We start from the raw sequence: 20,644 nt of genomic DNA, 5'->3' as shown, positions 1-20,644 counted from the left end.
CCCCCCGTAACGCGCGTCGCGCCCGCCGTGCCCGTACCCGCCGCGCCCGCCGTGTCCGTACCGCCCGCGTGCGCGCCCCCGCCGCTCACCGCGCGTCCCCCAGCGGCGGCGCGGGGGAGAAGCGCACCGGCAGCTCCGCCATGCCGCCCTGGAACGCGGACGGGCGCCGCGACAGCGTCGCCTCCGCCACCGACAGGTCGATGTCCGGCAGCCGGTCGAGCAGCACCTCGATGCCGCCGCGCGCGATCACCTCCGCGATCTCCTGCGCCTGGAACGGGCACTGGAACTCGCCGTGGCTGAACGAGAAGTGGGCGCTGTTCCCGTTCCGGAAGCCGTCCGTGGCGCCGTCCGCGACGTGCACCTGCGGGTCCATGTTGGCTCCGGCGAGGCCGAGCAGCAGCAGGTCGCCCGCGCGTATCCGTACGTCGGCGAGCGTGGTGTCGCGGGCGGCCCAGCGCCCGGCGAGGATCTGGGTGGGCGTGTCCTCCCACAGGACCTCGTTCATGGCCTGCGGCACGCTGTGCCGCCCGCCGCCGAGCGACGACGCGAACCGGTCGTCGGTGAGCATCAGCCGCAGGGAGTTGCCGATCCAGTCGGCGGTCGTGAGGTTCCCGGCGGCGGCGAGGGCCTGGAGGTCGAGGGTGTACTCCTCGTCGGTGAACGGTTCCGGGTACGCCAGCATGCGGGACGCGATGTCCGCGCCGGGCGCCGCGCGCTTCTCCTCGACGAGCCGCCGCATGCGGGCCGAGAACCAGCCGAACGCCTCCAGCGCGTCGGCCCCGCCGTCCGCGAGCGCGGTGATGGCCTCCAGCAGCGGGCGGCCGTCGGCGTCCGGCAGCCCGAGGATGCGGGCCAGGACGAGGACGGGCAGCGGCCGGGCGTAGTCCGCGATCAGCTCCGCGTCGCCCCGGTGGCAGAAGCCGTCGATCAGCTGGTCCGCCAACTCCTCGGTGTGCCTGCGCAGTTCGAGTTGGCTCACGCCGTCGAGCGCGCTCTCCAGCATCGTCAGGTGGCGGCGGTGCTCGGCGCCCACGGTGTAGTACACGGACGGTTGCCGCTGCCCGACCATCGGCAGCAGCGGCCAGTCGGCGGGCAGGTGCGGCCACTGGTTCCACAGTCCGGAGTCCCGGGGGTAGAGCACCGGGTCGGAGGTGACCTGGTACATCTCGCGGTAGCCGATCACCAGCCAGGCCGGTACGTCGCCGGGCAGCGCCACGGGCACCACCGGGCCGTGCGTACGCCTCATCTCCCGGTACATCTGGGCCGGTTCGGTGTGGAAGCGGGTCCCGCCGAGCGGCACGGCGTCCGCCGCCGCGTGCGCCGGGCAACCGGCCGGCGGTGCGGCGCCCACGCCGACGGTTTCGGGCTGCGTCGTCACGTTGCGTCCTCCCGGGACGGGGTAGCGCGAGCGGGACCCGGGGGCCCGGCGCGTGCGCCCGCGCGGGGCGGCGGCGGCCGTACGGCCCGCTCGCGCGCTGTGCCGCGCCCGCGCCCGCTGTTCCCGCGCCGTACCGTTCACCGCGCCGTGCCGTTCCCGGTCGTCCTCGTGGTCGGCGAGGCCGACGTGGGCCCGGGTTCCGCTCAACCGGTGAACACCATAGGGCAGTTGTGCCCGCCCTCGCGGGGGCATCCGGACAGAAGCGCGCAGTTCCGATCGTCACGTTTGAACGGGCTGATCACGGGACCGATGTACGCCGACGGGGCCCGAACTGCCCCTTCCTGTACTGGAGGCAGGTGATTCGCACGGGTGTCCAGCGGGAACGGTAAGGTCAGCAGGCGAAACCGACCCCTGCCGTGGTACTGCTCACCACTGTGCCCGGGGCGTAGCGTGGAACGGCCCCGAGGCGGCCGGACGGAGAAACGGGAAGATGCGGATCACACGGCTCACCCACGACGTGTCCGTCGCCCTGCCCGCGGACGCCGGGGCCGCGGGCGCGGCCGACGGCCCGGCCATCGCCCGGATGACGCTGGGCGAGCGGCTGCGGCGGCTGCGCGAGGCGCAGTACATCACGCGCGGCGAGGCCGCGGAGGCGATCCGGCTCCAGCAGGCGCAGTTGACGTTGATGGAGCTGGGCCGCACCGGGTTCCGCGCCCGCGACGTCTCCGACCTGATGACGGTCTACGGCCTGCACGACGAGTCGGAGCGCGCCACCCTGCACGCCCTGGTCCCGCAGACGAACGTCCCCGGCTGGTGGCACCCGTACGCGGACGTGGTCCCGCGCTGGCTGAGCGCCTACCTCGGCCTGGAGCACGCCGCCGGAGTCATCCGCAGCTACGAGTTGCAGTTCGTGCCCGGCCTGCTCCAGACCCGGGAGTACGCGCGGGCGGTCGTATCCCTCGGCCACGCGCACGAGCCGGAGAGCCGCCTCCGGCGCCGCGTCGAGCTGCGCATGTCCCGGCAGCGCGTGCTGCGCCGGGCCAGACCCCCGCACGTGTGGGCCGTCGTCGACGAGGCCGCGCTGCGCCGCCCGGTCGGCGGCCCCGAGGTGATGCGCGCCCAGCTGGAGCACCTGCTCGCCGCCTGCGAGCTGCCGCACGTCACGCTCCAGGTGCTGCCGTTCGGCGCGGGTGGGCACGCGGCCGCGGGCGGACCGGTGACGCTGCTGCGGGTGCCGCAGCCGGGCCTGCCCGACGTGGTGTACCTGGAGCAGCTGTTCGACGCGCACTACCCGGAGGACCCCGAGGACATCCGGAGGTACCGCCAGGTCGTCGACCGCCTCGTCACCACCGCCGAGCCCCCGACCCGTACGCCGGCGCTGCTGCGGGAGATCCTGGACGACGGCTGGTCCTGACGCGCGGGGTCCGCCGGGGTACGGGGGACGGCTGGGGTACGTGAGCCTGCCGGGGTGCGTGAGTCCGTTCGGCTCCGCGCGTCCACCGAGGTGGGTGTGACAGCTGGGGCGTGTGCGCCGCGTGTTCCGCCTGCTTCGCTTGCTCCGCCTGTGCCACGTGCTGCGAGCTGCGCTCCGTGAGGCGTGACGGCTGTGACGCCCGGGACCGTTGAGGTACGCGTGCCGCCTGAGGCGCGCATTCCGTCCGCGGACCACCCGCGCCGCCCGTGACCGAAAAGCGGGGGAGGCGTCGAGACGTCCACACAGGCTTCCCCGGGGTGTTGACGATTCCGCCCGGCGGGGGTGGGGTGACTGCGCGCCACTTCCCCCACACGAAGGACCGCCCATGAGCCACAGCGCCAAGCCCCCCACCCGTACCGCCCGCGCCTCCCGCCGGACGCGGCGGCTGGTCACCGCCCTCGCCGTGCTCGCTCCGCTGGTCGCCGTCACGGCGGTGCAGTCCTCCGCGCTGGCCGACGACGCGCCGCGCGCGAAGGAGCAGGCGGAGTCGCCGTTCACGGGGCTGCCCGCCGACCCGGCGCCCGTACTGGCCGTGAAGGTCGACAACGTCAAGGCCGCCCGCCCGCACACCGCCCTGGAGAAGGCCGACATGGTCTTCGTCGAGAAGGTCGAGGGCGGGCTCAGCCGTCTCATCGGCGTGTTCTCCAGCGAGCAGCCCGAGGAGATAGGCCCGGTCCGCAGCGCCCGCGAGTACAACGTGGAGCAGTTGCGGATGTTCGACCGGCCCGCGCTCGCGTACTCCGGCGCGCAGAAGGGCGTCGACGACCTCATCCAGGAGTCGCCGCTCTACGGCCTCTCCAACGACAACTTCCCGGGCGCGTACTTCCGCGACGACAGCCGCGACGCCCCGCACAACCTCTTCGTGCACCCCGACGAGATCCTCGCCGGTGCCCCGGAGGCGAGCGACAGCAACGACATCGGCTTCCGTTTCGGTGACGACGCCCCGGAGGGCGGCGAGCCCCTGGAGGAGCGGACGGTGAGCTACCCGTCGGCGGACACGACGTTCAACTGGTCGGCGGAGGAGGACCGTTGGCTCGCCTCGTTCGATGGCGAGCCCGCCACCAGCACCGACGGCGAGCGCCTCGGCGGCAAGACGGTCGTCGTGCAGGAGGCGGACATGCCGCTCTCCGAGTTCCAGGACCCGACGAACACGACGCCGTTCATCGAGACCGTCGACAAGGGCAAGGCGACCGTGCTGCGCGACGGCAAGGCGTACGAGACGACGTGGGAGCGGACGAGCCCCGAGGGCGACACCACGTACACGCTGCCGAACGGCGAGCGCATGCCGTTCGACCGCGGCCAGGTGTGGGTGGTGTACGAGGAGCGGAAGTAGCGGCACCCGGCGCGACCTCCCCGACGCGTACGGACGCGTACGCGCCGGGGGCCGGGGCGCTGCCCCTACGCGGGTGTGAAGCGCACCGGCAGCGTGGTCAGCCCGCGCGTGAACACGCCTTCGTGCGCGGGCACTTCCCCGTCCCGCAACGCCAAATCCGGCAGGGCGTCCAGCAGTTGGTTCACGCCGGTCTCCACCTCCGCCTTCGCGAGCAGCGCGCCCACGCAGAAGTGCCGCCCCAGCGCGAACGCCAGGTGGTCGGCCGCCGCGCTGAACGCCGTACGCGCGGGCAGGTCGGTGCGGAACAGGTCGAACGTGTCCGGGTCCGCGAAGCGCGAACCGTCCCGATTCCCCGCCCCGATCAGGCAGTTGACGGTCGCGCCCGCCGGTACGACACCCCCGGACAGCTCGACGTCCTCCGCCGTCTCCCGCATGATCATCTGCACCGGCGGGGTGAAGCGCAGCGTCTCCGCGAGCGCCTGCCCGATCAGCGAACGGTCCTCCCGTACGGCCGCCAGCTGCGCCGGACGCGCCAGCAGGTTGCCGAAGAGGCCGGAGATGGCCTTGTCGGTGGTCTCGCCACCGGCCGCGAAGAGGATGCTGATGAACGCCTTGATCTCCTCGTCGCTCATCCGCACCCCGTCGATCTCCGCCGCGCACAGGCTGGACAGCAGGTCGTCGCCGGGGTGCGCGCGGCGGTCCCGGATGACGGGGATCATGTACGCGGCCAGCTCCTCCCGCGTACGCAGCCCGGCCGCGGCGACCTCCGGGTCCTGCGCGAGGTTGCCGAAGTACGCGACGATCGACGAGTACCAGGAGTGGAAGCGCGGCTGCTCGGCCTTGTCCAGCCCGAGCATGTCCACGATGACGTTGATCGGGAAGTGCGTCGCGAAGTCCGCGACCAGGTCGGCCGTCCCCGTACCCGCCGCGCGGATCGGGGCGATCAGCGCCCGCGCGTTCTCCTCGATCACCGGGAGGAAGCGCTCCTCCAGCATCCGCCCCCGGAAGGCGGGCGCGACCATCGCCCGACGCACCGCGTGCTCCCGGCCGCTCAGCTGCACCAGCGTGCGCCCGTGCACGGGCTCCAGCTGCCAGTCGTAGTTCCGGGTGGTGAACCGCTCGTCGCGGAAGGCGAGTTGGACGTCCTCATAGCGCGAGACGAGATAGGCGCCGGTGGCCTCGTGCCACAGCAGCGGATACGACTCGCGCAGCACCGCGTACGACGGGTACGGGTCGGCGGCGAACTCCGGCGAGAGGATGTCGGGCGCTTCCCGTACCGTCGGCATGGCGTCCCCCGTGGCCGCGCGGTGGCGGCGGTGAGTGGTGAGCGGTGCGTGTCCCGGCCGGCCGTGCCGGCCGTGCCGTTGGCCGTGTCGACCGGGTGACCGGTCCGCCGTGCACGCTAGGCCCGCGCCCGTACCCGGTCCAGACGCGTGCCGCCGCCCGTCGGCGCACGCGGGGGCGCCCGGTCGCAGAAGCGGGGGCGCGGGGTGGTGAACGCGCGTGCGCACAGGGGGCGTTGACCGCCTACGGCTCAACTCCCGGGCTTGCGCGTGTAGGTGAGGAACACCGCGCCGCTCTCCATCGGCACGCACTCCGCCAGCGCGTACGCCGCCGGGTCGAACGGCGTCGCGGACGAGAACAGCGGTACGCCCGAACCGGCCGTCACCGGCGCCACCTTGAGCACCAGCTCGTCGATCTCCCCGTACAGCGCGCCCGCCAGCCCGCCGCCCCCCAGCAGCCAGATGCCCTTGCCGCCTTCCTCCTCCTTCAACTCCCGTACGCGCGCCACCGGATCGCCACCCACCAGCTCCACCGCCGGATCGGGGCTCTCGGTCAGCGTGCGGGAGAACACCAGGTGCCGCAGATGCGGGTACGCGTCGGTGACCCCGGCGTCGAGTCCCACCTGGTACGACCGTCTGCCCTCCAGCACGGTGTCGAAGCGGGTGCCCTCGGCGGTGACGCCGAGCGCCGCGCGCGCGGGGCCGGGGAGGATCTCCGGGTACGTGGCGGCCAGGTGCGCGACGTAGTCCTCGGCGATCGGCCAGAAGCCGTCCGGGCCGGTCGGGTCGGAGCCGTCGGGTCCGGCGATGAAGCCGTCGAGGGTGGTGCCGATGCAGTAGGTGAGGGTGCGCATACCGGGCCTCTCGGGAGGGGTGTGACCGGGGTGGGACCCGGCGGGAACCTCCACGGCACGCGATGTACTCTGCCTGGAGTGGTATGAACGTAGTGCTGCACTTGCAGTGGTGTCAACGACGTTTCCGACCGGAGGGAAGACCATGCGGCAGAACCCGGCCCGGCGCACCGCCCTGCTCGACGCCGCCATCGAGGTCCTCGCGTGCGAGGGCTCACGCGGCCTGACCCTGCGCGCCCTCGACAAGGAGGCGGGCGTGCCCCCCGGCACCGCCTCCAACTACTTCGCGCACCGTGGCGAGTTGCTGCGCCAGATCCTCGACCGCACCCACGAACGCCTCACGCCCGACCCGGACGCCCTCGCCGCCACCATGCGCGCGCCCGCCGACCGCGAACTGACGGCCACCCTGCTGGCACAGCTCCTCGACCGCATGCGCGCCGACCGCAGCAGCCACCTCGCCATGCTGGAACTCCGCCTGGAGGCCACCCGGCGGCCCGAGATGCTGGCCGACCTGACGCACGCGTTCGGCACCACCCTGGAGCGGAACGTGGCCTGGCACCTCGACGCCGGACTCCCCGGCGACCGCACCACGGTGCTGCTCCTCTACCTCGGCATGCTCGGCATGCTCGTCGACGAACTCACCGTGCCCGACCTCCTCGCGCCGTACGGGCAGAGCGAGTTGATCGACGCCCTCGTCGCCCGCACCCTGCCCCCGCCCGACGACGCCTGAACGGACGACGACCGCCGACCCGCCTCCGCACGACGGCAGTTGGAGCCGTACGGCGCGAACGGGCGCGTTTACGCCCGCAGTCGGGGCTGCGCACGCGACGTCCGTACGGTCAGCGCGGCGGCCGGTGACCCTGCCCGGCGGCGTGCTGGGCGGCGAGGCGTACGGGGGCGTTGCCCGCGCCGTAACCCTGGTAGCCGCCGGTGCGCTGCACCAGCTCGAAGAAGACGCGGCCGACGGTCACGGTGTAGCAGTGCAGGAACTCGCCGTCCGGGTCCCGGTCGTAGAGGATGCCCAACTCCCGCAGCTCCGCGAGCCGTTCGGGCGCGAGGTCGTACCGGGCGCGCAGGTCGTCGTAGTAGTTGTCGGGGATGGGCAGCAGCTCGGCGCCGTGCGCGCGCGCCCACCGCGCGGTGGCCGCGAGGTCGTCGGTGGCGAGCGCGATGTGCTGCGGGCGGGTGCCCTCGTCGTCCGGTCCGGGCGCGACGTTCAACGCGATCCGCAGCGTCCCGGCCGGGTCGGTGACGGCCCGGCTGCGGAACAGGCCGTACGGGTCGGCCACGTCCAGGCTCTCGTTCGGCTGGAGGCCCAGCACGCTGGGGTAGAAGAGGGACGCCTCGTCGAAGCGGTGCCAGGGCTGGGGCAGCGCGACATGGTCGATCCGCGTCACCCCGGCGCCCGCGCCCGTACCCGGGCGCTCCGCGCCCGCCGCCGCACCCCGGTCCGTACCCGCCGCCGTACCCGTGTGCCCCGCGCCGCCCGCCCGCGCGCCGTCCCCCGCCACCGGCGGGAAGTCGTCCACCCAGCACGGCCCGCCGTCCCCGCCCGTCCGGCAGAAGAACAGCTCCGTACCGTCCGGCGCCGCCACCGCCTCCAACGGCGCGTCCCCCGCCGCCCGCCGCCGCGGCAGCGTCGGCGCGAGCAGCGCCTCGGCACGCCGTACGGCCGCCGCCGGGTCCGCCGTCTCCAGCCCCAACGCGGTCAGCGCCGGGCCCTCGCGCCGGGCGCCGCCCGCGCTGTTGACCACGACGCGCGCGCCGCCCTGCTGCCACAGTTCCACCGGCTTGCCGGTGTGCCGCCCGGCGCGCGTGAATCCGAGCGCGCCGAGCAGCGCGCGTACGGGGCCGCTGTCCACGGCGGCCAGTTCCGCGAACGCCACCCCCGTGGGGATCGCGGGCGCAGGCAGTTCGGCCAGCCGCGCCGCCTCCTCCAGGGAGATCAGCGACCGCATCGCGTCCACCGCAGTCGGCCCCGCGTCCGCCTGCCGGAACACGTCGTTGAACACCTCCAGCGACAACGGCCCCGCGTACCCCGCCCGTACGGTGTGCTCCACCAGCCGCGTCAGGTCGAAACCACCCTGACCGGGGAAACAGCGGTAGTGGCGGCTCCACTGGAGCACGTCCATCGCCATCCGCGGCGCGTCCGCCAGCTGGAGGAAGAAGATCTTCTCGCCGGGGATCCGCTCGATGCCCTTCGGGTCGGAGTCCCGCGACAGGATGTGGAAACTGTCCAGGCAGGTGCCGAGCGCGGGGTGGTCCGCCAGCTCCACCAGCCGCCACGCGTGCTCGTACGTGCTGACGTGCCGCCCCCAGGCCAGCGCCTCGTACGCGATCCGGACACCGTGCTCCGCCGCCCGCTCCGCCAGCCGCCGCAGCTGCGCGGCGGCCAGCGCGTCGTCGTCGAGGGCGGCGGGCGACACGTTCGAGCACACCAGCAGCAGGTCCGCGCCCAGCTCCGCCATCACCGCGAACTTCTGCTCCGCGCGCCGCAGTCCGCGTACGAACGCCTCCTCCGGCAGCGCCTCGATGTCCCGGAACGGCTGGTACAGGTCGATGCCCAACCCCAGGTCCGCCGCCCGCGCCCGTACGTCACGAGGGCTCAACGGGCTCGCCAGGAGGTCGTTCTCGAAGATCTCCACCCCGTCGAAGCCCGCCGCGGCCACGGCGTCCAGCTTCTCCGAGAGCGAGCCGCTGAGGGACACGGTGGCGATCGACTTGCGCATGGGGTTCCCCCTCGTCGTACGGAGTCACCGGCCTGGTGGGCCGGATCGGCCGGAGTGGTCGGGTCGGCCGGGGCGAACCGGTGGGCTGGTGCGGCCGATTCGGTGTCCAGGGCGGCGAGCATACGGGCCTGTACGGGGCCGGGACGGCGGAGCGGTGAATGACTAGGGTGGTTGGGAGTGTGTGGCCGGAAGTACGCGCTCCACCGGCGCTCCGCGAGCGCCCGCGGGCCGCTGACCGGCACACGGAACAGGACCGTCCGCCGACCCGGACGGTCGTCGACCGAGGGGGAACACCATGAACACGCGCACAACCGGCGGCAAGCGCCGGGGCACACTGGCGGCGTTGGCCGCCGTCGGACTCGTCGCCGCCGGGTACGGCACCGCCGTCGGCGTCACACCGGAACCGGCCACCGGGACGGACCGCCCGGCTTCCGTTTCCAGCGACGCCTCCGCCGCGGACGTCTCCGCCGTGGACGACTACGAGTCCACGCTGAAGCTGAGCGACGGCGGGCAGGTCACCGTACGCCTCGTGGCGGACAAGGGCGTCCAGGAACGGCACCGCGCGGCGGGCGCGACGACCTGGAGCGGCTGGAAGACGCTCTACAAGACGGCCACCGACCGCTGCCAGGGCGTCGAACTCGCCGAGACCAACGGCACCGTCTCGCTCATCGCCGACTTCGGCCTCTACTGCTCCGACGGCGAGCCGCCCACCGAGTCCGTCGCGGGCGTTGCACAGGGTGACCTGGCCGACTGGGACATCGACATCACCGAGGACTTCGACGGCTGGGAGGACACCTCGATCAACGACGACGGCAGCCGCGTCCTCTTCCTCTACAACAGCGACTCCGGCCTCTACACCCTCGGTTGGGAGCAGAGCGAGGGCTTCGGGAAGATCAGCAAGCCGTAACCACCGCCCCCGGCCCGGGGCGTGTCCCCCGTGGGAGCTACGCGGAAGTGTCCACCGCACGGTGACGATCCGCGGGCGCCGTCTCCGTAGCGTTCACCTCACGCCGAAGACGGCGCCACTTCTCTTCCCGGAGGCCATGATGATCCGCAAAGCCAAGGCAGCCGCACTGACCGCGCTGTGCTGCACCGTCGCCGGTACGGGCCTCCTCGCCGGTACGGGGGCCACGTTGGCACACGCGAACTCGTCGACCCCCGCGGCCACTTCCCAGGCGGCCTCCTCCACCACCGCCCCGGCGGCCTCCTTCACGGGGACGAAGAAGATCGACGTCGACGGCCGCGCCGTGAACGTCTCCTGCTCCGGCCGCCCCGAACGCGGTGAGCCGGTCGTCATGCTCCTGCACGGCGGCGGCGACAGCCTGGAGAAGATGGCCGGACTCCAGAAGCGGCTGGCCGCGAAGGACCGCGTCTGCTCGTACGACCGTCTCGGCGCCGGCGCCAGCGACCAACCCCCCGGGCCGCAGACGCTCGCCGACAGCAGCGAGGTGCTCACCGCGGTGCTCGACCACGTGGCGGGCGACTCCCCCGTCGTACTGGCCGGACACTCCCTCGGCGGCCTGCTCGCCGCCCGCTACGCCCCGGACCACCGGGACCGCGTCGACGGCGTCGTCCTGATGGACGCCACGTCGCCCACACAGAGCGCCGACGTGGTCCGTGAGATCCCGGAGTCCGCCACCGGCCCGGCCGCCGAGATGCGCGACCAGTTCCTCGCCATCGCGGGCGGCGAGAACCCGGAACGGCTCACCCTCCCCGACGGCGACGTCCGCTGCGCCGGGGACATCCCGGTCGCGATCCTCCGGCACGGCCAGCGCTACCTCGCGGAGGTCCCGGAGTACGGCCCCGGCCTGGAGCGCGCCTGGACGGCGGGCCAGCACAAGTGGCGCGCGCTCTCCCCGGACAGCCACGTGACGGCCGTCCGCGACAGCGGCCACTACATCTACCTCGACGCCCCGGCCCTCACGGCGAAGACCATCCACCACGTCACGAAGACCGCCTGACCCCCGCCCACCCCCGGCCCCACACCACAGCCCCCGCCCACCCGGCCGGGGGCTCCAGCCGGTGAGTGCCGCCCGACTCAGCCGCGCCGACGGCGCGTTGGCCACGGTGGGAGGGGATTGTCGCCGACCCGTGTCACGCTTCTACGGCCCTTCGCGGGAATGCGTGGGCAAAAGGAGCTGCCACATGATGTCCTCCAGCAAGTGTGCGGAAATCGAGCGACTGGTCGAGGAGAGCCGCGAGATAGAGGCTGCCGTCTCGATATGGCAGGAACGCGAGACCGTCAGCGATGAGGAGTTACGCAGGGAGCGGGACCGTTACCAGTCCTGGTACGCGCGTGCCACCTCGATGATCTCGGAACAGACGGCGCGTGAGAAGTTCCGGGACATGTACGAGGGAGGCATGATCATCGGGCGCGTCAAAGCGTTCCTGAGCGGCCCCCTGGACACCAACCAGTTCTACGACCCGGGTAATCCGGACTCTCCGTTTCCCCGGTGGAGTCACCCGTACGAGACCACGTTCCGCCCGAGTTTCCACGAGCAGCGCTCCCTCCTCCAACGCGAGACCTACGCGGTGGCCGAGGTGGCGCCGACTCTCACCGAACTGGCCGAGGCGTTCGCCAGATTCCCGAACTTCCTCCAAGCCCTGAGGGGTTCCGGACGGCCGAACGTCCCCGCGCCGCACATCGGGAACGAGGCGGACCTGCAAGTGCTGATCGGTGCCTGCCTGCGCCAGATGTACGAGGACGTACGCCCCGAGGACTACGTTCCCGAATACCGTGGCGGGCGTTCCCGGGTCGACTTCCTCCTGCCCGAGGTCGGCATCGTCGTCGAGACGAAGATGACCCGGGAGACGCTCGCGGACCGGAAGGTCGGTGAGGAGCTGATGATCGACTGGAGCAGGTATTCCCGGCACCCGGACTGCCGCGGAATTCTCGCGCTGGTCTACGACCCCGATAGGCGACTCGTGAACCCGGCGGGTCTGCAGTCGGACCTGACACAGGAAAACGGAAACCCCGCGACCAGGGTCCTGGTGATGCGCTAGCCGGTAGGCGGTCGCCGACCGGTTCCCAAAACGAACAAGGCCCAGGTCTGCGACCTGGGCCTTCACCGTGGAGCGGGCGACGGGAATCGAACCCGCGCTATAAGCTTGGGAATCAGCGGTCTTTGGTCGCCAGATTGCTAGTTGACCTGCACTTACGCGCTCACGAGCTGCCGCTACCCGCGTGTCCTGTGTCCGCCATTTACCGTGGTTCCCCGTCTGTTCTGGCATGGCTGTGGCACGGCCGGTAGGTGTCCATGAGGTCGGTGGAATGACTTTGGGCTGGAGCTGCCATGGGGCGAGAGATCTGGGGCCCGTAAGCTTGCCCGGCGTAGTGGGGAGGCTTGCCACCCCACCCGATTTCCCCACTGGGCCCCTGATCTTCGAGGCTCGCCCCATGGTGGCTGCCTAAAGTCATGGAGCCGACCGCCCCCGCCACCCACTTCCCCACCTCCATCCCGCTTTCGGCGCTTTGCGGCCGTTGTGCTCGTGGCGGTGCGTCGGTGTTGGGGTCTCGTCGCCTGGGCTCGGTGTCGTCGCAGCGTCGGGGGTGTTGGCTCGGCTGGTCGCCTGGTGGTGGGTGTCGGCGTGGTGGTCGGAGTGGCTTGGGGGGTCGGGCTGACGCTGTCGTTCGAGGCGTGTCGAAGCGTGAAGCGGACATCCCATAGCTGTGAGTTGCTGCTGTGGGGCCGTGGCGGCGCGCCGAAGGCAGGCGCCGCCACGAGCCCCGACGGGCCCGCGTGGGCGGGCCGAGGGTGTGTCCGTAGCGTCTGCTGACGAAGCAGTTGATCCGCCGGGCGTCTGCTGCCCGAAGGGCAAGGGACCCGGCTCGACGGACGCGAGCGGAGATGCCCGCCCGGGGAAGCGGCGAAGCCCAAGCCCGTCTCCCCGCGCCAGCGGTACGACTCACCGCACGCCCCGGGGCTCAGGTCCCCGAACGGCCTTTCCCGCGCCCGCCTCCGGCAGCCCACCACGCCCCGGTAGGCGCCTCCCCCGCGCGGCAACTCCCGAAGGGAGCCCCCTCCCCACCCCGCGAGCGCAGCGAGCCTTGATGAAGTAGGGAAACCTGTAACAGCTCGGTTGACCGCTATGCCACGTCCTGCTCGGCAGAGAGCATGCGTCCTGCGCCAAGGAAGTCCGTCGCATACTCCGTAGTTGTGCCGTACTGGTCCCAGTACTGATTGGTCATGGTGAGAGCGGGCGTTCCGGGCTCAAGGTCCAACCACTCAGCCAAGCTATCCGGCACAGGGCGTAGTGATACAAGATCCCGTCGCCGCACGACGATTCGGCCAGTGCGGTCCTCGATCAAGCCGAACGTCATCTTCGGCAAGGGTTCTGTAGAGATCAGCTCAGGCGCGCTGTCTGCGAGTTCGCCGGACAGCCAAGACGTTGAGACCGACACGACGCCCTCATCGTCGAGATACCTACGCCTTCGCTGCACGACGGAAGCGCCCTCGTTGACCTCGAAAGCTTCGGCTACTTCGGCGCTGGCAGATACGAGTTGGGCGTCAAGAATCTCCACCCGCTCCCCCGGTCGAAACCCGGAACCACCGACGCGGAGCATCTGAAGTCGGTCAGGTCCGGTTGTCTGCCTGCGCCCGAGATCAACAAACGTCCCCTGCGACGTTGAGCGCACGTAGCGCTCCGCCTGAAGCTGCTTGATCGCCTTGGCGGCTGTGGCGGATGCGACGCCCCAATCGCTGGCAATCGTCGTGATCGCTGGCAGTTGAGCGTCCGGCGCCAGCTCACCGTTGACGATCTTCGCCCTGAAGTGGGTCGCGATCTGCATGAACGGTGGGGTGCTTCGCTCGATCTTCGGAGTCATCCTCTCCCTTCCTTTCCGGTCGCATGCTAGGGCTTGCTACTTCCCGCGCCCTAGCTCGCGTACTCATGTTAGGAGGCGGACCGCCTAACCGCAGGGCTGAAGTCGGCCGATGTCTTCGCTTGACGCACGCGTACTAGCATGCGTACTCTCAACGTAAGCTAGTACGCGAACGCAAGTTGAAAGGACAGGCGTATGCCTTCGTTCAAGATCGATCTGTCGTCCGCTGTGGTGTTCGTGGCGACGGCGCCGGAGCCGAAGATGGCGAACAAGAAGACGGGGGAGCGGGCGGTGGACCGGGAGACCGGTGCGGGTCTGTCGACGGTGGGGCTGCTGGTGTCGGACGAGGGGGAGGGAAACCTCTACCAGGTGACGGTCCTGGAGACGGGTCTCCCGGACGGGTTGTCCCCGGGGATGCCGGTGTCGGTGACGGGGCTGAAGGCGCGGGACTGGGAGAACGAGTTCAACGGCCAGAAGCGGCACGGGATCGCGTTCCGCGCCGTCGCGGTCACCCCGCTGGGGGCCTGATCATGGCGGATCTCGGGGTGGCGGTTGAGGTCGCTTCGGTGGCTGCCGGTGCCGGTGGGTTGGGTTACGCGAAGGTCCGTGCCCCGGGGGTGTACTGGTCGCTGGTGGGGTTGCCCGCCGCGTGGGGCCGGTTCACCTTCACCTACCGCTCGACGATGGAGGTGTGCGGTCTGACCGTGCAGCCTTCCGGGTTCCGGGCGTTCATGTCCCGCAACGTGGCCCGCCGTGAGGTGCGGCCGGTGGTCCCGGTCAAGCGCATGGTGCGTCCCACCTCGACGGGGCTGCGGGTGCGTCTGCGGCTTCCGGCCGGGTTGGAACCGGCGGATGTGGCGGCGGCTTCGGAACGGCTGCGGCACGCCTGGGGCATGCGGTCGGTGACCGTGGTGGAAGTGAAGTCGGGTGTGGTCGAGCTGCGGATGACCGGCTACGACGTCCTGGCCCGCGTCCGTCTCCCGCGTTCGGTCGAGGTCGGGCTGATGGTGGTCCCGATGGCGTTGCGGGAGGACGGGAGTGTGTTCGCCCGGGAGTACCGGAAGGTGCCGCACTCGCTGACGCTGGGCGCGAACCAGTCGGGCAAGTCGATGTTCCAACGGAACCTGATCAAGGGCCTCGCCCGCCTGCCGGTCGGCCTGGTCGGGATCGACTGCAAGCGTGGGGTGGAGCAGTCCTCCTACGCTCCGCGCCTGTCGGCGTTGGCGACGACTCCGCAGACGGCATCGGAGCTGCTGGAAGCCCTCGTAGCGGAGATGGAGAGCCGGTTCGACGTGCTGTCCGAGCACGGCGTGTCCGACCTGTGGCAGCTCCCGGAACAGGTACGGCCGGTGCCGCTGGTGGTGCTGATCGATGAGGTCGCGGAACTCTTCCTCGTCACGGCGAAGAAGGAGGAGGAACGCCGGGACCGCATGGTGCAACACCTGGTGCGGCTGGCGCAGATGGCCCGCGCGGTCGGGATCTATCTGGAGGTGTGCGGGCAGCGGTTCGGCTCCGAGCTGGGCAAGGGAGCGACCATGCTCCGCGCGCAGTTGACCGGCCGGGTCGTCCACCGCGTCAACGACAAGGCGTCTGCCGAGATGGGCTTGGGCGATATCGCTCCGGACGCGGTGTCCGCTGTGACCACGATCCCGCCGGACCAACCCGGTGTGGCGGTGGCCGGTGACGCCTCCGGTGGCTGGTCCCGCATCCGCACCCCCGAGGTCTCCCAGGCCGAAACCGTGTCCGCCTGCCGGGAGTTCGCGCACCTGACCCCGCACCTGCCGGTGCTGGCCCCGTTCCGCCCGGCCGTACGACCCGAACCGGCCCTCGTGCCGGACGGTGTGCCGCCGCTGCTGATTCCGCGCCCGATCACCGACTGACACTCCCTCGTTTCACGGTCGGCGCGGCCGTTCCTCGCGCCAGGTCCCTACCCCGCCCATGCCTGAAATCGGAAGGGAATCCACTCCATGGCGACACGGAAGACGACCCCGAAGCGCACGGCGAAGAAGTGCACGACCTGCGACGGCGCCGGTGAGATCCGCGAATCGGTCCGCGTCGGCACCCGGAAGGGCCGTGCCACCGCCGATCAGCAGACCGCCATGTGCCCCTCGTGCTGGGGCTCCGGCGAAGCCGACTGATCCCGCCCCCCGGGGGGCCGGGCGGCCGAAGATCGCCCGTCGCCCGCCCCCGGTGGCCCAACCCCTTGGAAGGAGGTGACGACATGATCCGCAAACTGCCGTTCCGGCTGGACGCGGTACTCGTACAGGCGGTGATCGCGGGGGCCTTGTCCTTCGCCCACCTGCACGACCTCGCCGCTGCTGCCGGGCAGGACGGTTGGAAGGCCTGGGCCTACCCCATCTCGGTTGACCTGCTGCTCGTCGCCGCGTGGCATCGGCTGCGCACCGGCTCGGAGAAGGTCGCGGCGTGGTGCTGGTTCATGATCGCGCTCGCCGCGTCACTCGGCGCGAACATCGCCACCGCCGGGCTCCTCGATCTGGAGAACGTGCCGGACTGGCTGCGCATCCTGGTCGCCGGATGGCCCGCCCTGGCGTTCCTCGGCGGAACCCTTCTCGCCCACACCGCCCCACCTGCCCCGGTGCAGGACGCGGCCCCGGTGGTGCCCGAGGTGGAACAGATCCCCGTGCCCGAGTCTCCGGCCGAGCGTGAGCAGTTCCCCGAGTCGGAGCCCGTTCCGGCCTTGCCTGAAGCCCCGGCCCCCGCACCGCCTCCGGTTCCTGTTCCGGCTGCTGCGGCGTCGGGTGTTCCTCCGGCGCTGATCGAACACGCCCGGAAGCTCGCAGAGGCTCACCGTGTGCGGACCGGCGAGCACATCGACACCGGCACCCTCCGTGCCCGGCTCGGTGTCCCGGAAGCACTCGCCCATGCCATCGCCGCTCAACTCGCTTGAGATGAAAGGAGGTTGACCGAATGTCTCGTCCGAACCGCTTCTACGACGTGCGCCGTTTCGGTCCGGTCCAGGTCGGCAGCTACCGCAACCGCCGGGGCTTGGAGAAGCACACCGCCGCGTGCACCGCGCCCCGCTGCGGCTTCTCCGCCGACTACACCGACCGCTCGGCGGCCGAACTCGCCGCTCGTACCCATCGCTGCACCTGACAAGGACCCCTGTCATGCGACTGCCTGACGAACAGCTCCGCGCCGGACACATCCCCACCGACCTCTACCGCCGGATGCCTCCGGGCACCGACCTGCGGAAAGTCGTGATCGTCCAGGAAGCGCCCCGCTCCTACAAGGGCCCCATCCTGCTCGCCTTCACCATCACGGTCGGCACGGTGGTCGTGCTGCTGGTGATCGCCTTCGTGGCCCAGATCATCGCCGCGTCCATGGTCGCGGTCCTCACCGCGAGCTGCGGGATCGGCTACAGCTTCACCCGCCCCACCCGCCGCAAGACCAAGCCCCGCCCCGCGACCAAGGGACGGCCCGGCAAGCGCCCCGTACGGCGCCCGCGCAAGCACCTGTAACAGCCCTCCGGGGCGGCCTCAACCGGCAAGTTTTCGCCGCCCCGGACGGCCCATCCCCTTCCAGACCCGAAGATCCGAAAGGACACCACCATCATGACCCAGCCCACCCCTGCCCGCGCACGGTTCTGCCCGAACTGCGACGGCTTCCCCCGCGTCCACATCGACACCGGCACCCGCCACACCGACGGCACCCGCACCACCGTCCCCGTCGACTGCCGCACCTGCCACGGCACCGGCACCCGCCGCAGTCGCCTCAACACTCCGCTCCCGGTTCGGACCGAGGTGGCCTGATGACTGACCTCACTCCGTCCCAGGACCGCCCCGGCCTGCACGTCACCAAGAACGCGCCCTCGGCTCCGGCTACCGCATCCGCACGCTGCCACTGCGGCGCTTCGGCCACTGCCAACGGGGACGCACAAGTCGCCCTCCTGGTCCAGGGCTGGACCGCCAACCACGGCCCCGCCCACAACCGGCAGGGTGGGTGACCACATGACGGACACCGCCACCTCGGCGGGCCTGGCCCCGGCGACCTTGAGCGATGCGCTCCGGGTCGCCGGGGCCCCCGGCTTCGACCGCTGGCAGGACCAGATCCGCCGCACCGGCGGCTGCTCCGACCCCATCCACCTCACCGGCGGCACGGTCACCCGCGACCGCGCCACGGGTGAGGTCCTGCACCACTACAGCACCGACACCGAACCCGGCGGACGCCTACGGATCGCCTGCGGCAACCGCCGCGCCTCCCGCTGCCCCGCCTGCGCCTGGACGTATGCCGGGGACACCTTCCACCTCATCCGCGCCGGGCTCACCGGCGACGACACCAAGGGCGTCACCCCCGCCGTGCGGGACCACCCCCGGGTGTTCGCCACCCTCACCGCCCCCTCGTTCGGCCCGGTCCACAACCGGCCCGGGAACCGGCCCTGCCGCTGCGGCACCCGCCACACCGACACCGACCCCGCCCTGGGCACACCCCTCGACCCAGGCACGTACGACTACGCGGGCGCGGTGCTGTGGAACAACCACGCCTCCCAACTGTGGCAGCGCTTCACCATCTACCTCCGCCGGGAGATCGCCGCCCGCGCCGGACTCACCCAGAAAGCCGCCCGCGAACAATGCCGGGTGTCGTTCGGGAAGGTCGCGGAGTACCAGAAGCGCGGGGCCGTGCACTTCCACGCCGTCATCCGCTTCGACGGCCCCGAAGGCCCCGACACCCCGCCCCCGCACTGGGCAACCACAGCCCTCCTCGACGCGGCGATCCGCGCCGCCGCCGCACGCGTCCAGGTCACCATCCCGGCCGTTGACGAACACGGCCTGCCCGAACGGGACTTGCGCTGGGGGCAGCAGATCGACGTGCAGCCCATCGGCGCTTTCGGCAACGGCGAAGACCTCACCGAACAGGCCGTCGCCTCCTACGTCGCCAAGTACGCCACCAAAGCCGCCGAGACCACCGGCACCGTGGACCACCGCATCGGCAGCCACGAAGCCATCGCCCTACTCGACATCCCCGACCACCCCGCCCGACTCATCGCCGCCTGCCTCGACCTCCACCCCGCCTACCCCGAACGACGACTCCGCGACTGGGCCCACATGCTCGGCTTCCGCGGCCACTTCTCCACCAAGTCCCGCACCTACTCCACCACCCTCGGCGCGCTGCGCCAGACCCGTGCCGACTACCGCGCCACACAACAACGCGAAGCCCTCGGCCTCCCCAACCCCGACGACACACCAGAAGAAGCGACCACCCTCACCCTCACCCACTGGACCTACGCCGGACACGGCCACACCCCCGGCGAATCCTGGCTCGCCGCCACCATCCACCGCGACATCACCGCCAACCGCGAAACCGCACGCCAACAACGCACCGTGATCAACGACCATGAGGGGGAATGGTGACCGTGGAAAAGCTCTTGTCTGTGCAGGAAGTCGCGGAAATCCTCGGCACGACAATCCGATTCCCTCGCCGTCTGATTGAAGAACGACGGATCACTTTCGTCAAGGTTGGTCGACACGTTCGCATTCCTGAAAGTGCCGTTCAGCAGTTCATCGCCTCCCATACCGTTACTCCGATCTGTCGATCGCGGGCTCGCTACGGGAGGGCTGCCTAATGGCGAATAACAGGGGGAGGCGTCGCCGCTTTGGTGCGATCCGGAAGCTGCCTTCCGGGCGGTACCAGGCTCGCTATCCCGGGCCGGATGGCGTCATGCGACCTGCTCCGGAGACCTTCGCGGCCACCGTCGATGCCGATGATTGGCTTGCCGAGAAGCAGACTGAAATTCGGCGCGGTGAATGGGAAAACCCGGATTCCAGGACCGTGAACTTCGCGGAATACGCGCTGAAATGGATTAGCGAACGCGGCTTGTCGATTACAACTGAAGACCTCTATCGGCGTCTCTTGTCGCAACATCTCGCGCCGGCCCTTGGGGACCTAGACCTGGATGAGATCACCCCGCCGCGCGTGCGCACCTGGCGAGCCGAACGACTTAAAGCCACTGGAGCAACGACCGTGGCCAAGTCGTACCGGCTGCTGAAAGCGGTCATGGAAACCGCAACGGACGATGAGCTGATCAAGCGGAACCCGTGCCGGATCAAGGGTGCGGGAATCGAGAAAGCGGCCGAGCGGAGGATCGCGACCGTGGTTCAGGTGGATGCCCTGGCCCGCGCGGTCGGTACCAGGTGGCGCTTGATGGTGTTCCTTGGGGCGTACGGACCGCTACGTCCGGAGGAGTTGGCGGCGCTTCGTCGGCGGGATGTTGATGTACGCGCTATGACGATCACGGTGCGATGTGCCGAGCCGGAACGAACCAACGGTCGTCGCGCTCCGGGCGACACCAAGTCGGAGGCGGGTACTCGGACCGTGGTGCTACCCGGCTTCCTGCGATCGGAGCTGCGTGCCCATATGGAGTTGTACGCCGAGTTCGGGCCTCGCGGACTGCTGTTCGTCGGGGAGCGCGGTGCCCCGTTCCGGCGCAGCACCTTCGGTCGAACCTGGCGTCGGGCTCGTGACGTTGTCGGCATGTCAGACGACTTCAGGTTCTACGATCTTCGACACACGGGGCATACGCTCTCCACGCGCTCGGGTGCCACGCTCAAAGACACGATGGTCCGTGCGGGCCAGTCCTCGGAAAAGGCGGCGTTGATCTACCAACACTCCGACGATGAGCGTCAACGCGAGGTCGCTGCCGGTCTTGATGAGTCGGTGCGCCGGATGCGCCGGTCTTCTGGCACGGATCTGGCACGTGGTGAGTGATCACCGCTGACAGCAAACAACCCCCGGGTCGGATGACCTGGGGGTTTGTCA

General features: G+C 70.8%; 22 protein-coding genes. 17 read left to right on the top strand and 5 right to left on the bottom strand.

Features of this window, described 5'->3' with window-relative positions:
• Positions 1-85 precede the first annotated feature (85 nt).
• Positions 86-1,258, bottom strand: coding sequence for a cytochrome P450 (locus tag D7M15_RS13730; RefSeq protein WP_240649640.1), 1,173 nt, complete (start codon positions 1,256-1,258; stop codon positions 86-88).
• A gap of 610 nt (positions 1,259-1,868) precedes the next feature.
• Here D7M15_RS13730 and D7M15_RS13725 point away from each other — a divergent pair.
• Together D7M15_RS13725 and D7M15_RS13720 are read left to right on the top strand one after the other, a co-directional pair.
• Positions 1,869-2,792: a helix-turn-helix transcriptional regulator gene (locus tag D7M15_RS13725; RefSeq protein WP_121517773.1), complete on the top strand. Its 924-nt coding sequence runs from the start codon at positions 1,869-1,871 to the stop codon at positions 2,790-2,792.
• A 385-nt stretch (positions 2,793-3,177) separates the two neighbouring features.
• Complete coding sequence (locus tag D7M15_RS13720; RefSeq protein ID WP_121517772.1) at positions 3,178-4,185, top strand: DUF3048 domain-containing protein; 1,008 nt, start codon at positions 3,178-3,180, stop codon at positions 4,183-4,185.
• A 65-nt stretch (positions 4,186-4,250) separates the two neighbouring features.
• Here the strand turns inward: D7M15_RS13720 and D7M15_RS13715 are convergent, their stop codons facing one another.
• Positions 4,251-5,471 carry a cytochrome P450 gene (locus D7M15_RS13715; RefSeq protein ID WP_121517771.1) on the bottom strand — a complete coding sequence of 407 codons (1,221 nt, stop codon included), beginning with the start codon at positions 5,469-5,471 and terminating at the stop codon, positions 4,251-4,253.
• Positions 5,472-5,719: 248 nt separating this feature from the next.
• Positions 5,720-6,322, bottom strand: a complete 603-nt coding sequence (locus D7M15_RS13710; protein ID WP_121517770.1) for a dihydrofolate reductase family protein — start codon at positions 6,320-6,322, stop codon at positions 5,720-5,722.
• A gap of 142 nt (positions 6,323-6,464) precedes the next feature.
• On the opposite strand from D7M15_RS13710, the gene D7M15_RS13705 reads away from it, so the two are divergent.
• Positions 6,465-7,049, top strand: coding sequence for a TetR/AcrR family transcriptional regulator (locus D7M15_RS13705; protein ID WP_121517769.1), 585 nt, complete (start codon positions 6,465-6,467; stop codon positions 7,047-7,049).
• Positions 7,050-7,158: 109 nt separating this feature from the next.
• On the opposite strand, the gene D7M15_RS13700 is transcribed toward D7M15_RS13705, so the two are convergent.
• Positions 7,159-9,048, bottom strand: a complete 1,890-nt coding sequence (locus D7M15_RS13700) for a sugar phosphate isomerase/epimerase and 4-hydroxyphenylpyruvate domain-containing protein (protein WP_121517768.1) — start codon at positions 9,046-9,048, stop codon at positions 7,159-7,161.
• 295 nt (positions 9,049-9,343) lie between these two features.
• Between D7M15_RS13700 and D7M15_RS13695 the strand changes: the two genes are divergently transcribed.
• The 3 genes from D7M15_RS13695 to D7M15_RS13685 all read left to right on the top strand — a co-directional run bounded on the left by D7M15_RS13695 (position 9,344) and on the right by D7M15_RS13685 (position 12,051).
• Positions 9,344-9,955, top strand: coding sequence for a hypothetical protein (locus tag D7M15_RS13695; protein WP_240649300.1), 612 nt, complete (start codon positions 9,344-9,346; stop codon positions 9,953-9,955).
• A gap of 139 nt (positions 9,956-10,094) precedes the next feature.
• Entirely contained in the window at positions 10,095-11,009 is a 915-nt protein-coding gene (locus D7M15_RS13690; protein WP_121520746.1) for an alpha/beta fold hydrolase, read from the top strand.
• A 184-nt stretch (positions 11,010-11,193) separates the two neighbouring features.
• Entirely contained in the window at positions 11,194-12,051 is an 858-nt protein-coding gene (locus tag D7M15_RS13685) for a hypothetical protein (RefSeq protein WP_121517767.1), read from the top strand.
• Positions 12,052-13,135: 1,084 nt separating this feature from the next.
• Here the strand turns inward: D7M15_RS13685 and D7M15_RS13680 are convergent.
• The gene (locus tag D7M15_RS13680) at positions 13,136-13,873 is read right to left on the bottom strand and encodes a GntR family transcriptional regulator (protein ID WP_121517766.1); all 738 of its coding nucleotides are present in this window, start codon (positions 13,871-13,873) and stop codon (positions 13,136-13,138) included.
• A gap of 192 nt (positions 13,874-14,065) precedes the next feature.
• On the opposite strand from D7M15_RS13680, the gene D7M15_RS13675 reads away from it, so the two are divergent.
• The 11 genes from D7M15_RS13675 to D7M15_RS13635 all read left to right on the top strand — a co-directional run bounded on the left by D7M15_RS13675 (position 14,066) and on the right by D7M15_RS13635 (position 20,593).
• The gene (locus D7M15_RS13675) at positions 14,066-14,398 is read left to right on the top strand and encodes a hypothetical protein (RefSeq protein WP_121517765.1); all 333 of its coding nucleotides are present in this window, start codon (positions 14,066-14,068) and stop codon (positions 14,396-14,398) included.
• Positions 14,399-14,400: 2 nt separating this feature from the next.
• A complete protein-coding gene (locus D7M15_RS13670) occupies positions 14,401-15,750 on the top strand; it encodes an FtsK/SpoIIIE domain-containing protein (protein WP_121517764.1) in 1,350 nt (449 codons plus the stop codon).
• Between the two features lie 87 nt (positions 15,751-15,837).
• The gene (locus D7M15_RS28455) at positions 15,838-16,008 is read left to right on the top strand and encodes a hypothetical protein (protein WP_165906253.1); all 171 of its coding nucleotides are present in this window, start codon (positions 15,838-15,840) and stop codon (positions 16,006-16,008) included.
• An 83-nt stretch (positions 16,009-16,091) separates the two neighbouring features.
• A complete protein-coding gene (locus tag D7M15_RS13665; RefSeq protein ID WP_121517763.1) occupies positions 16,092-16,778 on the top strand; it encodes a DUF2637 domain-containing protein in 687 nt (228 codons plus the stop codon).
• Positions 16,779-16,798: 20 nt separating this feature from the next.
• Entirely contained in the window at positions 16,799-16,984 is a 186-nt protein-coding gene (locus D7M15_RS13660; protein ID WP_121517762.1) for a mobile element transfer protein, read from the top strand.
• Positions 16,985-16,998: 14 nt separating this feature from the next.
• Positions 16,999-17,349 (top strand): hypothetical protein, encoded by a 351-nt coding sequence (locus tag D7M15_RS13655; protein ID WP_121517761.1) that lies wholly within the window; start codon positions 16,999-17,001, stop codon positions 17,347-17,349.
• Positions 17,350-17,442: 93 nt separating this feature from the next.
• Positions 17,443-17,640 carry a hypothetical protein gene (locus D7M15_RS28450; protein WP_165906252.1) on the top strand — a complete coding sequence of 66 codons (198 nt, stop codon included), beginning with the start codon at positions 17,443-17,445 and terminating at the stop codon, positions 17,638-17,640.
• Positions 17,640-17,834, top strand: coding sequence for a hypothetical protein (locus D7M15_RS29010; protein WP_121517760.1), 195 nt, complete (start codon positions 17,640-17,642; stop codon positions 17,832-17,834). Before D7M15_RS28450 ends, D7M15_RS29010 begins: the two co-directional genes overlap by 1 nt.
• A gap of 4 nt (positions 17,835-17,838) precedes the next feature.
• Positions 17,839-19,239, top strand: coding sequence for a replication initiator protein RepSA (repSA, locus tag D7M15_RS13645; protein WP_121520744.1), 1,401 nt, complete (start codon positions 17,839-17,841; stop codon positions 19,237-19,239).
• Positions 19,233-19,451, top strand: a complete 219-nt coding sequence (locus D7M15_RS13640; RefSeq protein ID WP_121517759.1) for a helix-turn-helix domain-containing protein — start codon at positions 19,233-19,235, stop codon at positions 19,449-19,451. The genes repSA and D7M15_RS13640 overlap by 7 nt, the downstream gene beginning before the upstream one ends.
• Entirely contained in the window at positions 19,451-20,593 is a 1,143-nt protein-coding gene (locus tag D7M15_RS13635; protein WP_121517758.1) for a tyrosine-type recombinase/integrase, read from the top strand. The genes D7M15_RS13640 and D7M15_RS13635 overlap by 1 nt, the downstream gene beginning before the upstream one ends.
• Positions 20,594-20,644 lie beyond the last annotated feature (51 nt).

This window comes from Streptomyces sp. Z26 (assembly GCF_003665095.1).
GTDB classification, from domain to species: Bacteria; Actinomycetota; Actinomycetes; order Streptomycetales; family Streptomycetaceae; genus Streptomyces; species Streptomyces phytohabitans.
Note: the sequence above shows the minus strand (reverse complement) of the source record. Positions and strands in the feature narration are given on the sequence as shown.

What these genes read in the sequence shown, in the direction of transcription:
- D7M15_RS13730 (WP_240649640.1), bottom strand. Translation starts at nt 1,258, where the DNA reads ATGTACCGGGAGATGAGGCGTACGCACGGCCCGGTGGTGCCCGTGGCG.
- D7M15_RS13725 (WP_121517773.1), top strand. Translation starts at nt 1,869, where the DNA reads ATGCGGATCACACGGCTCACCCACGACGTGTCCGTCGCCCTGCCCGCG.
- D7M15_RS13720 (WP_121517772.1), top strand. Translation starts at nt 3,178, where the DNA reads ATGAGCCACAGCGCCAAGCCCCCCACCCGTACCGCCCGCGCCTCCCGC.
- D7M15_RS13715 (WP_121517771.1), bottom strand. Translation starts at nt 5,471, where the DNA reads ATGCCGACGGTACGGGAAGCGCCCGACATCCTCTCGCCGGAGTTCGCC.
- D7M15_RS13710 (WP_121517770.1), bottom strand. Translation starts at nt 6,322, where the DNA reads ATGCGCACCCTCACCTACTGCATCGGCACCACCCTCGACGGCTTCATC.
- D7M15_RS13705 (WP_121517769.1), top strand. Translation starts at nt 6,465, where the DNA reads ATGCGGCAGAACCCGGCCCGGCGCACCGCCCTGCTCGACGCCGCCATC.
- D7M15_RS13700 (WP_121517768.1), bottom strand. Translation starts at nt 9,048, where the DNA reads ATGCGCAAGTCGATCGCCACCGTGTCCCTCAGCGGCTCGCTCTCGGAG.
- D7M15_RS13695 (WP_240649300.1), top strand. Translation starts at nt 9,344, where the DNA reads ATGAACACGCGCACAACCGGCGGCAAGCGCCGGGGCACACTGGCGGCG.
- D7M15_RS13690 (WP_121520746.1), top strand. Translation starts at nt 10,095, where the DNA reads ATGATCCGCAAAGCCAAGGCAGCCGCACTGACCGCGCTGTGCTGCACC.
- D7M15_RS13685 (WP_121517767.1), top strand. Translation starts at nt 11,194, where the DNA reads ATGATGTCCTCCAGCAAGTGTGCGGAAATCGAGCGACTGGTCGAGGAG.
- D7M15_RS13680 (WP_121517766.1), bottom strand. Translation starts at nt 13,873, where the DNA reads ATGACTCCGAAGATCGAGCGAAGCACCCCACCGTTCATGCAGATCGCG.
- D7M15_RS13675 (WP_121517765.1), top strand. Translation starts at nt 14,066, where the DNA reads ATGCCTTCGTTCAAGATCGATCTGTCGTCCGCTGTGGTGTTCGTGGCG.
- D7M15_RS13670 (WP_121517764.1), top strand. Translation starts at nt 14,401, where the DNA reads ATGGCGGATCTCGGGGTGGCGGTTGAGGTCGCTTCGGTGGCTGCCGGT.
- D7M15_RS28455 (WP_165906253.1), top strand. Translation starts at nt 15,838, where the DNA reads ATGGCGACACGGAAGACGACCCCGAAGCGCACGGCGAAGAAGTGCACG.
- D7M15_RS13665 (WP_121517763.1), top strand. Translation starts at nt 16,092, where the DNA reads ATGATCCGCAAACTGCCGTTCCGGCTGGACGCGGTACTCGTACAGGCG.
- D7M15_RS13660 (WP_121517762.1), top strand. Translation starts at nt 16,799, where the DNA reads ATGTCTCGTCCGAACCGCTTCTACGACGTGCGCCGTTTCGGTCCGGTC.
- D7M15_RS13655 (WP_121517761.1), top strand. Translation starts at nt 16,999, where the DNA reads ATGCGACTGCCTGACGAACAGCTCCGCGCCGGACACATCCCCACCGAC.
- D7M15_RS28450 (WP_165906252.1), top strand. Translation starts at nt 17,443, where the DNA reads ATGACCCAGCCCACCCCTGCCCGCGCACGGTTCTGCCCGAACTGCGAC.
- D7M15_RS29010 (WP_121517760.1), top strand. Translation starts at nt 17,640, where the DNA reads ATGACTGACCTCACTCCGTCCCAGGACCGCCCCGGCCTGCACGTCACC.
- repSA (WP_121520744.1), top strand. Translation starts at nt 17,839, where the DNA reads ATGACGGACACCGCCACCTCGGCGGGCCTGGCCCCGGCGACCTTGAGC.
- D7M15_RS13640 (WP_121517759.1), top strand. Translation starts at nt 19,233, where the DNA reads ATGGTGACCGTGGAAAAGCTCTTGTCTGTGCAGGAAGTCGCGGAAATC.
- D7M15_RS13635 (WP_121517758.1), top strand. Translation starts at nt 19,451, where the DNA reads ATGGCGAATAACAGGGGGAGGCGTCGCCGCTTTGGTGCGATCCGGAAG.